At 61.9% G+C, this 12,038-nt stretch carries 6 protein-coding genes and 2 pseudogenes; 3 read left to right on the top strand and 5 right to left on the bottom strand.

The genetic code is table 11. The annotated features are described in order from the left end of the window. Window positions 1-132: 132 nt before the first annotated feature. The 3 genes and pseudogenes from MHY30_RS14465 to MHY30_RS14455 all read right to left on the bottom strand — a co-directional run. A pseudogene (locus MHY30_RS14465) lies at window positions 133-2,886 on the bottom strand (DEAD/DEAH box helicase family protein); the annotation flags it as partial. Then, window positions 2,886-4,751: a site-specific DNA-methyltransferase gene (locus MHY30_RS14460; RefSeq protein WP_239278506.1), complete on the bottom strand. Its 1,866-nt coding sequence runs from the start codon at window positions 4,749-4,751 to the stop codon at window positions 2,886-2,888. The pseudogene MHY30_RS14465 and the gene MHY30_RS14460, both read right to left, overlap by 1 nt. Window positions 4,752-4,798: 47 nt before the next feature. After that, window positions 4,799-7,702 carry an SNF2-related protein gene (locus MHY30_RS14455; RefSeq protein ID WP_239278504.1) on the bottom strand — a complete coding sequence of 968 codons (2,904 nt, stop codon included), beginning with the start codon at window positions 7,700-7,702 and terminating at the stop codon, window positions 4,799-4,801. 479 nt (window positions 7,703-8,181) lie between these two features. Between MHY30_RS14455 and MHY30_RS14450 the strand changes: the two genes are divergently transcribed. Then, window positions 8,182-9,198, top strand: coding sequence for a zeta toxin family protein (locus tag MHY30_RS14450; protein WP_308192668.1), 1,017 nt, complete (start codon window positions 8,182-8,184; stop codon window positions 9,196-9,198). Continuing rightward, complete coding sequence (locus tag MHY30_RS14445; protein WP_239278492.1) at window positions 9,195-9,947, top strand: recombinase family protein; 753 nt, start codon at window positions 9,195-9,197, stop codon at window positions 9,945-9,947. The genes MHY30_RS14450 and MHY30_RS14445 overlap by 4 nt, the downstream gene beginning before the upstream one ends. An 8-nt stretch (window positions 9,948-9,955) precedes the next feature. On the opposite strand, the gene MHY30_RS14440 is transcribed toward MHY30_RS14445, so the two are convergent. Then, window positions 9,956-10,162, bottom strand: coding sequence for a hypothetical protein (locus MHY30_RS14440; protein WP_239278482.1), 207 nt, complete (start codon window positions 10,160-10,162; stop codon window positions 9,956-9,958). Window positions 10,163-10,386: 224 nt separating this feature from the next. Between MHY30_RS14440 and MHY30_RS14435 the strand changes: the two genes are divergently transcribed. Beyond that, a complete protein-coding gene (locus MHY30_RS14435; RefSeq protein ID WP_239278508.1) occupies window positions 10,387-11,661 on the top strand; it encodes a hypothetical protein in 1,275 nt (424 codons plus the stop codon). Here the strand turns inward: MHY30_RS14435 and MHY30_RS14430 are convergent. Then, window positions 11,613-11,870, bottom strand: a pseudogene (locus MHY30_RS14430) (glyoxalase); the annotation flags it as partial. The gene MHY30_RS14435 and the pseudogene MHY30_RS14430 overlap by 49 nt on opposite strands. Between the last annotated feature and the right edge of the window lie 168 nt (window positions 11,871-12,038).

Here is a 12,038-nt window from a genome sequence, read left to right as displayed (position 1 = left end):
CATGACCGCCGGCACTCATCGCTCGGATACCTCGCACCGGTCGACTACGCTCGGCAATGCACCCATCAACTGGAAACCGACGACTCGCACAGCGACCGGACCGAATGAAGGGGGCGGCCCAGGCGTGTCGATCTTGAACTTGGCAGGCAGCTTCATGAAGAGCTTGATGTCTTCGCGACTGTCGAGCAGTTCGGCGAACTGGCGCTCGACGTCGGAGTCGTAGACGACGTAGTCGAAGTCGGTCTTCTGCGTGTTCTTGACCTCGTACATCTGGTCGAGGAAGCGTTCCTTCTCCTCGAGCCCGTCCTTCTGGAGCTCTCGAAGTTCGTACACCGAGCCAGCGATCTTCTCGTACTGCACGCCGTCGACGACGAGCTTGGCGAGCTCCGTCTGGATGGCCCGTTTGGCCATGGCGATGTAGTCGTTCGGGTTGCTGATGAAGTCATCAAGTCGGCCACTCTCGATGAGGATGTCGACGATGGTCTTGCGCGTCAGTGACGTGGCTTCCTGCAGCTCCGCGATGATGTCGGGCAGATCGTAACTGCCCTTGAGATCGGCTGAGCGACTGCCGAGTTCTTCGCCTTTGGCGCCGCCGCGGAGCACCTTGACTCCCGCACGCGTGACCTGGATGCGGAGCGGGTCCACCTTCGGGGCAGACCGGATCGCTTCGACCGCCTTCTCGACAATTGTGTCGCGCGAGACCGTCACCCGGTACGTCGTGCGGCGACTGATCGCATGCCAGAAGTCGTCGAACTCGGGAGTGGTGTAGATCTCTTTGTTGAGCTTGCGCGGATGACGCTTGCTCGCCGGCTTCACGTAGGTGCCGATGTGCGCTCTCGCGATCAGCGCAATGATCTCTGGTTCGTAGTCAACAAAGATCTCGGGCAAGTTCAGGCTGAAGTCGATCGTGTTCGGCTGGAACTTGGCAGTCACCTTGCCGTCGACGATGAACTTCTCCCGAGTCAGGTGTTCGAAGACGGATGCAGACCGTTCGAACCCAAAGAGGTCGTCGATCAGCTGACCGTTCGCGTCCTGAAGCGGGATCTTGGAGAACTCACTTCGACGCACTTCGCCGATCTCGACGCCCGCGGACTTGTACTCGTTCTGGAGGCTCTTCGCGAAGGCAGTGTAGGACTCGTTCGCCACCACAGTGAGAGTCGCGATGCCGCGGTCGGAGACGCGCACGTACCCGTCTCCGGTCTTGGCCACGGGGAGACGGAGGCCGCGCCCGATTGTCTGGCGGCGTTCGGTCTCGGCACCCATCTCGCGGAGGGTGCAGATCTGGAAGACGTTCGGGTTATCCCAGCCTTCGCGGAGTGCGGAGTGGCTGAAGATGAAGCGGACGTCCTCGGCTTCATCGAGCAAGCGCTCCTTGTCCTGCATGATCAGTTCGTAGGCGTCATCGTCGGCTTTGGTCGTGCCGGAGCTGTCCTGCACAACGGTGGTCTTCCCGCGCTTGATCTGCGAGAAGTACGCCTTTCGCAGCGCACTCGGTTCCTGCGGCAGAAGCTCTTGGTACCGCGCCAGCTTGGCGCGCTCTTCGACGAAGACCTCGTCAAACCAGCGTGCGAAGTCCCCGTTGGCATCGTCGTTCGTCGCTCCGTCGCCCATGTAGCTGGCCACCTTGTCCACAAAGAAGAGGCTCAGCACCTTGATGCCGCGCGGGCGCAGCATCGACTCCTTGCGTAGGTGCTCACGGATGGTTTCCCGGATCATTTCCTTGTAAATCGCTCCGGTGGAGCCGCCGATACTCTCGCCCTGCTCGAGGAAGCCATGGAGAGTGAGATCAATGTGGGCCGGCTCGATGCTCATCTCATTGATGCGCCAGCCCTCGTAGATCGGGTTGTCGGTGATGCGCGAATCAGAGAGTTCCTGATGTTGGCGCACGCTCACGACCCGACGTTCGAGACTGCCGTCGGCCTTTCGGCACGAAAGCTCAAGTCGCGCAGTCCAGGTCGGCTCTCGCCGAACCTCGATCAGTTTGATGTACGGAGCTGCATCGGCACCTTGCTGCTGCACGTCGGCAACCACGATCTGCTTGACAAGGCCCAGGTCATGCGCGTCGACCGGATCGAGCCGGTACGCGACGTTGCGCTGCTTCTTGTGCGTGGCACTGTAGCGGAGCGTGAAGACAGGGTTGAGCTCGCCTACCGCTGACTGCGAAAGCAGCGACTCCATGTTCTGCGGCTCGTCCATGATGACGACGGGGTGCGTCGCCTTCAGGTAGTCGAGTGGGCGCAGTCCGTTGAGCTTGTCCTTCGTCTGGTGGATGATGCGCGTGTTCGCGGTGCCACGGATCGAGTCGATCGTCATCACCAGGATCTGGGTGTTCGTCGCCGTCGCGAACGACTGCACGTCTTCAGCGTTCTTTCCGCTGTAGACCGAGAAGTCGAACGGCTGCCCCGGATAGAGACCGTTGAAGTGATCCCGCATGAGACGGATGCTCGTCGCAACGCCCTCACGGATGGCGACGCTCGGCACCAGGATGATGAACTTCGTGAAGTTGTAGTTCTTCGCAAGCTCGAAGATCGTGCGCAGGTAGACATAGGTCTTTCCTGTGCCGGTCTCCATCTCGATGTCGAAGTCGAGTGCCGCGTCGTACAACTTCCCCACGACTTCGAGACCGTTTCGATCCTGGACGCGCTGCAGGTTAGACAGCACCGTGTCGCGTTCAAGGACGAGGTTATTGCCGACCGCCCCGACCTCCTGGGTCAAGTCGAGGTCGAGCGTCGCCTGATCGGTCTCCTTCAGCGCCGCATGGCCACGCAGCGTCAACAGCAGCCTCTCGGCATCCTTCGGCTGGCCGTCAATGAGGTCGACGACCGCGTTCACCGCATCGAGCTGGTACGGCTGGCTGGGGTCAAACTGGAATCCTGAACCACCCATTACGCCGTCCAGAGCTCCACGTTCTTCGACTTCGCGAGCTGAACGAGGTTCGTCTTCAGCTCATCGTCACCCTGGAAGGCGTCCTCAAGTATCACCAGCTTCGTCGGCATCGTGTCGACGATTGCGCGAAGCTGATCGACCGACGGCTTCACATGTTCATTCAGATAGGCAAGGACTGCCACGTCGCCGTCAACATCGAGGACGGCACGGAGGTCGAGACCTTCGATCCCGATTGGCGAGATTCGTTCCGTGAGCGCGTAGCCCTGCTTGAGCAGAATCTCAGTCAGGAGATCATCCGCGGTGGCATCGTCAGCGCTGCTGCTCTCGCGAAGATCGAGGAGGTGCTGCTCTAGGGCAGTCGCGTCCACATCACTCATTGCGCGCCACTTCGCAAAGTTCGTGTCGACAAGCGTGAATGCACGGAATCCGGTGTCGACTGTCTGAGCGGTGACCTCGTTCTTTATCTCATTACCCGCCAACACAAGACGCCGCCGCGCGACGTCGGCCAGCGTTGCGAGCCCGGCTTTGTAAGCTGCAGAGTTTTCACCTGTTGGTTCCGGCAGTTGAACTTGGATGTGACGACGTGCTCCGCCATCCTTCGCATTCGAAGCCATTACAGCGTGTCCGGTTGTAGCAGAACCGGAAAAGAAATCGAGGACGATGTCGCCGTTGCCGACTCCAGCGACCTGCATCATTCGCTCGATCAGTCCGACAGGCTTTGGCGTGTCAAAAGGCAGAACGCCGTCGAAAAGAGCCTTCAGCTCGCGTGCAGCATCGCGAGTGACGCCAACTTCCTTGCCGAACCAGATCGACTCAACGGCGCGCCCTTCGACGGTGTCCAGGTAGATCTTTCGCGTGATCTTGGTCTCGGCCTCGTCAAAGACGATCTCACCGCTCTCAATCTTCGCGGCCATCGTCTCCCTACTCCATCGCCAACCGTTCTCCGGCGGCTGAATCGTCTTGCCGCTCGGAGTCTCAAGCGGGTAACGAAGATTGGGCCTATAGAGGGCATTGCGAACATCGCCTGCGCGCCAAGGTCCACGAGGGTCGTTGTCGGGGTTCCGGTAGTTGACGTTGTGCTCAGCAGTGCGCTCAAGCGCATGTAGCTCGAACGCTTCGCTGCGCCGATACGCAAGAAGAATGTTGTGGTGAAGGGACACAGTGTTGGTGTAGCCCTTCGGCTGAATGCTGTGCTGCCAGACGAACTCACCCACGAAGTTGGACGCGCCGAACACAGTGTCCATGAGCAAACGAAGGTTTGCATCTTCGTTCTCATCAATACTGACAATAATGACGCCGTCATCGGTGAGCAGGTTCCTTGCCAGCTTGAGTCGGGGGTACATCATGTTGAGCCAGTTGGAGTGGTATCGACCCTCGGTGTCGGCGTTGGTCGAGACCTTCTTGCCCTCCTCGTTGACCTGACGGGTCCACTCGAGGTAGGTGTCGAGCCCCTCCTTGAAGTTGTCCGGGTAGACGAAGTCCTTGCCGGTGTTGTACGGAGGATCGATATAAATCAGCTTGACCTTGTTGTGATAGTGCTTCTGCAGGATCTTCAGCACCTCGAGGTTGTCGCCCTCGATGAACACGTTCTTGGTCGTGTCCCAGTCTTTCGAGTTCTCGAAGTCGGGGCGCAGTGTCGCCGTCGTGGGCTCCTGCGCAGCTCGCAGCGCGCGCTTCTTGCCGGGCCAGAACAGACCGAACCGTTCGGTCGGGTCGGCGGCATCCGTAGACAGCAGTTCCTGGAGCTTCGTGACGTCAACCTTGCCGTCGGCGATTGCCTCGGGGATCAGGTCAGCGAGCTGGGCCGCCAGCTCGCTCTGGAAGTTCGGTGTGCTTGATGGTGTCTCGTGGATGTCGTCGGTCATGGATTAGTTCTCTCTGCTTACGTTGATTAGTTCTTCGGAGCGCCTGCTCAGGCGATGATTTGCCAGCGGATCGTGAACAGGTGCTCGATGCTCTGGGTGCCCTTGAGGGACTGCTCGATGAGGTCGAGATACGTGTCCGCCTCGTCACGGAGCTTGCGCCGATGGTCGCGGAAGTCCTCGTCAGCTTCCTCGGCTTTCTGCTCCCAGCGCCGGGCTTCCTTCTTAAGCCGCAACTGCTCCATCGGGTCGTTGGCCAGGCGTGCTGCCTTTCGGGCTTCCTTCTCTTTGGCCCGGTAGTCGCGGATCTTGCCCTCGTGCTCGGCCTTGCGGTCTTGCTGGTTGCGGTAGATCAGCTCCTCCTGCTGGTCGTAGTAGCGGGAGTTGCGTCCCTGCACCTCCTTCTCCAGCTCTAATTGACGCGCTTCGAGGTGCGGTGTGAAACGTGACGTGTCGATCGCGACGTCGATGTCGCCGATCTGCACACATGCCAGATCGAGAATGTCGGCCGCGTACTCATGATCGAGCCACCCCCCGACATCGGTGATCGCACCGGCTAGAAGATAGCTCTCCGAGACGTCCTCATCGCGAGCCTTCATCGTGTAGGTCACGATGTTGACCGTCAGTTCACCTGAGGCGCCTTCGAGTGCTTTCACGGCGTTAGTCACACGCCCAGAAGCACTAAGCGAGAACGTCAGCTCCCGCGGCGGAGTGTCGCGCGCCTTCGCATCGCGCACGACGTGCTGCGCCAGTGGACTGGCGTAGCGATACTGGTGCGAGTCCTCCAGCGGCTGGCTCTTGAAGTAGTAGCGACCTGTCGGCGCCTCCGCGACCGGCGAGGAGTGGAGTACGAACGTCCGCCCGTCCCCTTCAAAGGTCGCTAGGCCGTTGAGCCCGTGACGTGTGACGCCGAGCAACAGACGCTCGAACTTGTTGAGCACCTCACCGGACTGGGCATCGTACGCCTTCAACCGGTCCTGCACGTGGGGATCGAGGTTGTCGAAGACTTTCGCCTTGGCGTTCGCCATCTCGGTCGATATGACCTCTGCGTACTGCTCGTCGAGATCCTTGAACGCCTTGTCGATCTGAGCATCCGTGCGACTCGAGTTCAGAATTTCGCTGATGCGCTTCTCGAAGTCGAGGCCGTCCTCGATCGCACCGAGCACCTCATCTGAGGCGCCGAAAACGCTAGAGAAGAGTTTGAACTTGTTGGTGAGTAGCTCCAGGATCCGCTGCTCGGCGACGTTGCCTTTGTTGGAGAAGTTCGCGACCACGACGTCGTACTTCTGACCGAAGCGGTGCACGCGCCCAATGCGCTGCTCGACCCGCTGCGGATTCCATGGCAGGTCATAGTTGACGAGCATGGAGCAGAACTGCAGATTGATACCTTCGGCTGCGGCCTCGGTGGCGATCATGATGGTGCCACGATCACGGAAGTGGTCGACGAGTGCCTTGCGGCGGTCGGCTGCAGGGATGCCTGTGATGAGGTCACCATGTTTGTTCGCCTCGAGCCAGTCGCGATAGATCGCGGATTGCTCGGGACTGTCGTTGGAACCGTTGAACAGCACGACTCCGTCACCCTTGCCCGCATCCTTGAGAGCCTGGGCAATGTATGCCTGGGTCTTCGTAGAGTCTGTGAAGATGATCGCCTTCTCGGGGGCCCCAAGCTCGCGCAGCCGTTCAAAGCCGCGATCGATAGCGTCAGATAGTTTCGCTGCCTTCTCGTTCACCTTGATCGACCGGGCCAGCGCTGCGTACTCGCGCAACTCCGCGACCTCATCGCGCATCGCCTCAATGACTTCAGGAGGGATCGCGCCGTCGCTGCCCGCCCTGGGGCCGAACGAACGCTGTGTCGCCTCGGTCTCTTCGACTTCTTCTTGCTCCTCATCGGTGAGGTCGTCGCCCTCGAAGTCGACCGTCCATCGCCGGCCGTTGTTGTCACGCACCACGCCGTCTCGAATCTCACCCTCAAGGCGGGCCGCAATCCGCTCAAGCGTGCTTGCCACAGCGTAGGTCGACGAACCGAGGCGCTTACGAATGATGAGCGCGGACAGGTGGCGTTGACTCCCCGTGAACGCGAACAGCTCGTCGCGCTGGAGATAGTCGTTGACAAGGTCGTAGAGCCGTCGCTCGTCCGGGCTCGGAGTGAACTCGACCGTCAGTGGCATCCGCTTTGTGAAGTGGATGTACTTGTCCGCGTCGCGTCGAAGCGTGCGCTTCGCAACGCTGGCGACACGCTCGGCGAGGTCATCGCCGTTGCCCAGGTCGAGGCCCTTGACATAGCGCTCCCGGAAAGCGTCCAGCGAGTAGAAGTAGCTCGGGTCGAATACCGAAACCAGCCCGTACAGTTCCTCGAGCTTGTTCTGTAGAGGCGTCGCCGTGAGCAGTACTGTCTTGTGGGCACCACCGACGATATGGCTGACCGCTTCGGCCGTCTTCCCCTTGCCTGTCCAGTGGTTACGAAGACGATGCGCCTCGTCAGCGACGATCAGGTCCCAGGCACGCAGCAGCGACTGTTCGTGGCGCTGTGCGAACTCGTACGAGCAGATCAGCACCTCACCCTGTCGCCCGGGACCAGGGGCAAGGAGTGCGTCCTTGGACTTCGGGTCCAAGATGCTCGCTGGGATCAGGAACTTCTCGTACAGCTCCTGCTTCCACTGCTGACGAAGGCTCGATGGCGTGACGATGAGAATGTTCCGCTTGCGCTCTGCCCAGTACTGCGTGATGACGATTCCAGCCTCAATCGTCTTACCGAGCCCGACCTCGTCAGCGAGGATCACACCAGGCAGAAAGGGCGTCTGCAGCGCAAACAACGCAGCGTCGATCTGGTGCGGCTTCGGTTCAACCTGCGCGTCGAATAGGAGGCCGGCCAGCTTGCCGACGTGATCATTCGCATACGAGCGCTGCAACTCGTGCGCGAAGTACTTCGCCTGGTAGGGCGTTAGCGCGCTCATATCACTGGCTCCTGGGTCGACGCCGGAATGTCCGCACGGCCGATGCCATCGAGTCCTTCGGACCTCGCGTGGCCAGCAATCTCGTCCCCCGTGACTCGCAATACCGCCCTCCCCTGAGGGTTGCCTCCAACCTACCGGTGACCGCCACACCGACCTTGCCGCTTCGCCAGGTCTTCGGGTTGCACGCGGACCTCCAACCCATTTCGCCGCGCCACTACGATTGGCACTGGGAGGCTGGGCTTGACTGGGATCTCGGCGTGGCGCGCGAACGACGTTGTGGCATATGAGGCAATGCGCGAGTCGGCGACGACGTTGAGCGCGCTCCTGCTTCGCTCATCGGCGAAATCATCGGCATCCGACGTTGAGCTCAAGACGCTCCGAGACGCGGTGCTCCGCGTCGACGGCTACGATCGCGCAGCGGTATCGGTTCTGTCCACCAAGATTCGCGAGAGAATCGCAGAACTGACGGATCCCCCGTTGTGAGCGGGTGGGAGCTCGAGGATGCGGAGCGCGATGAGATCCTGACGCGGCGCATCCTGCCGCTGTACTTCAGCGGCTCGCCACCGTCCGACAAGCCGCCGAGTCTGGTCCTTCTCTCGGGCCAGCCCGGGGCAGGCCGTTTGCGTGCGACGGGCTCCCTAATCGCCGGCCACGGGTCTGACCTTGCGGTTGTGAGCGGTGACGATCTGCGCGCCTTCCATCCGCGCTTTCCTGAGTTCGCCTCCGCGCGCTCGCCCGAAGCAGCCGAGGGCGTTGCACGCGCGACCGCGGGATGGTTGCGCGATTGCATTCGATTCGCGCGTGAGAATCAGCGTTCGCTCCTCCTCGAGGGTGCGTTCCAGGATCCGGCCGTCGCGGTCGGCACCGCCGAGCGATTCGCGACGGCAGGCTTTCAGACGCGCATCGTCGTCGTCGCGGTCCGTCGCGCCGAGAGCCTGCTGACTGTCGCATCAGGCTATCTGCGCGACGTGCACCGGTCCGTTCCCGCTCGACTTGTTGACCGGGACGCACACGATCGAGCCTTCGCCTCCACCCGTGCGCTTGTCGCAGCAGCGCAGGGTGCGGCTTTCGTCGACCGCCTCACCGTGCTGAGCCGCACTGGCCTGGTCGTGTTCGATGCGCGACGAGCCGATGGTGAGGACGCTTTTCACGGCGCGGGCGCTGCGCTTGAGGCCACGCAATCGGATCGGCTGAGCCGGTTCGACGCCACGCAGTGGCTGAGCGAGCTTCATCACGTGACCGAGTACGCGACATCCCGCCGTGACCTTCCTCGCGGTGCGACTGAGCTCCTCGTGGAGTTGCACGAGATCGCACTTCGCGAGGTGATTCCCGAACTGCACGTGCCAAGCGACGGCAAATTCACGATCGCGATCGAGCAGAAGACGGTCGCAAGGCTGGTTGAACTTCGGCGTTCGCTTCCGAGTCAGCAGGCGGTGGATGTAGCGGCTCCCGTCGTCGCTCCCGTCGGCACCGAACGTGGCGGGATCTCGAGATGACGCGGGTTGTCGGATACACGCGCGAGGTGACCCCAGGAGCCGGAACAGCAACGGATGCTGGGCAGCTCGTACTCGCGGGCGCCGAGCGGGTATTCACCGACGACGGATCGATTGGTGGCGCTGAGCGCCCCGGTCTCCGAGAGTGCCTCGAGTTCGTCGAAGCCGGCGACACGGTCATTGTCACGAGCGCAGCGATGCTCACGCCGACCGCCGCGCAGTTCCTCACTGTGGTGTCGGAATTGGCGGGGAGAAGCGTCGGCTTCCGTTCCCTTGCTGAGCCGGCGCTGTCCACCGGGACGGCCGTGGATTCAGCCGAGGTGTTCGTCGCCCTCGAGTCGCTTCGCCGGCGCCTGTTGGGACGCTACTTGAATTCTCGAACAGAGGTGGAGCGACTGCGCGACCTCTGTAGACGAGCCGCCTCGGAACGGGTCGAACGTCAGTACACCCCCGCCTCCGGGGCCCGAGCGCGCCGATACAGCGACGCAGAAATCGACGTCATCGTCGCGAAGTACCACGAGACACGCAACACCCGCACGGTCGCAAAGGATCTGAAGATGTCACGCACGACGGTACTGAAGTACCTCACCGAACGCGGCATCCGAACGACGCGGAGGATGAGTGAGCGTGAGATCGACCGCGCTGTACAACTTCACCAGGATGGCCTGTCGTGCGCCGCGATCGCTCGGCAGCTTGGCTTCGACGGCAAGACGATCGCAAAAGAGCTCCGCGCTCGTGGCATCACCGTTTAGCGACCGCGTCAGTCGACCTCGATGATCTCGTACTCCGGATCCTCATCGTCGTCTTCGGGATAGTCCCCTGGGTTCGACATGTGAAGGACGTCGGCACCCGTATGAAAGTTGTTGATTTGGTCTAGCGCGTAGGCCTCGGCCTCGGCCTCGGTTTCGAAGACCTCATCGTCATCGTCGGCCATCCCCTCGTCTTCCCAACTGACCTTGAATCCCATTGTCCGTTCCTCTCGTCAGATCCAACTCTGGCATGCCCAACGCGTCACTGGAATGGTGTGGAGAGCTCTCGGAAGGGCGGGCGAGGCTCGCTATAGCCCGGCCAGGTAGGTCCGCAATTGGACGCTGGCGGCAAGTTTCAGCGCGGGTACAGTTCGCCATGCGCTTCGGGACGCCACGGCTCACATCGATGCCAGCGTCGGAGGCAGCGAGAAGAATCGAAGGCATGAGACACATCGCCACTTCACATGACGTCGCCAAGCTCGCCGAAGAAATTGTTGAGCACCGGCATAGACCGCTAATCCTCATAAGCACGACCGGTGACGGGAGCTTCGCCTTCGATCCCGACCTCATAGCTCGCGAGGTCGGTACGGACGCGGACGTCATCACCATCGCAACGGGTGAGCCGACCTACCTGCTTGAGCACGCGCTACCCCCGAAGTCACATGTGTTTGGTGGTGCAGCACGGTCGTACCCAGCCGACTTCGGCGCAGACCCCGACTGGCGACGATCGATCTTGCGTTTCCCGGACCGACACACCGTCGATGAACTGATCGAGGACGCGCTCTCCCAGGTGGTGGTGCGCTCAGTCGTCGCGCCGATCGCACGCCGCACCTGGGCTGCCGCAACCGTCGAGCGCGTGTCGGGTGCATCGGGCAATATCGCGAAGCTCGCGAACGGTGACCGAGTCATAGTGGTCGCAGACAATCTCCCTCCGCACCTTCTGCTTGCCGACGCGCTCGTGGAGGGCGGCCCGGTAGAAGGATGGCTCACCGAACGCGACCTCGCGCCCGAAGCCGCAGATCTCGACTTCTCACGCTTCGAGGACGGCGCTTTCACACTCGCGCGGGCAGTGAAGGTCACCCCGCAACGCGCCTATCTCACACTGCACCCAGCGGGACCCGAGATTCCCCTCCGGCGACGCGATGTGATCCCCGGAGCTGATGAGGGCCAGAACATCGAACTGCAGGCGCCAGACGTCGTCCACGTCGGGCAGACCCTCCGCGCGCGGGTTGTCCGCACAGGCGCCACGCTTGGGCTGTCCCTCATTGACGTCGACGCGGGCGCGGCGCTCGTCCCATCGTTGTCACTGCTGCGCGGCGGAGCCCCCTGGCTGCGAGAAGGGGTCGACGCTGAGCCCACTCGCACACCGCAGAATGCGTCGCCGGATGCTACCGCCGAGCCGTCTCCGTCAGGGGGTTCGGGCGGCGAATCGATGTCGACTACGGGAATGGGCGAGCATGCTTCCTCCCCACCGCCGCTCGTCGACTCCACCGCATTCACCGAACTTCAGGACGAGATGCGGGAGCTTCGCGGCGCCTTCGCGCGGCTCGGGCGTGAGCTTCGCGCCGGGACGGATCTTGAGACGCTCGACAACCTGCGTGACGAATCCGCTGGACTGTCCTCCGAACTCCACCGCGAACGATCGCTGCGCCGGGAGCGTGACACGATCATGATCGTGTCGACCCGGTCGGCGGCACCGCCCTTGAACGCGAGGTGATTCAGGCCTGGACTCCGCCGATCATGCGCCCGCCCCGTGAGATTCGGCGACGTCGTCAGCGTGAGATACGCCCCGCCCCCGGCCCAAGACTCGCCCTCGGGCCATTCGCTCTCAAGAGTGAAGCCCAGTTCCCGCAGAAGCCAACCCCACTCGGCCCGCGCCTCCTCGAGATCCGCGATCCACACTTCGACATGATGAAAGCCCGCCACCCCGCAAGTCTCTCAGCGAAGCCTCCTGGAGCTTTGGGAGACACGTCCTAGGGCGTGTTGATCAAGAGGTTTCGTTCCTCGGTGGGTGAGTCTTGAACGGTGACGCGACAGGAGATCTCTGACGAGGTGTGGGCCGTGATGGAGCCGTTGATGCCGACGGTGACCGGT

This window comes from Microbacterium sp. ACRRU, assembly GCF_022346945.1.
Classification (GTDB): Bacteria; Actinomycetota; Actinomycetes; order Actinomycetales; family Microbacteriaceae; genus Microbacterium; species Microbacterium mcarthurae.
This window is presented reverse-complemented; position numbering and strand designations above follow the sequence as displayed.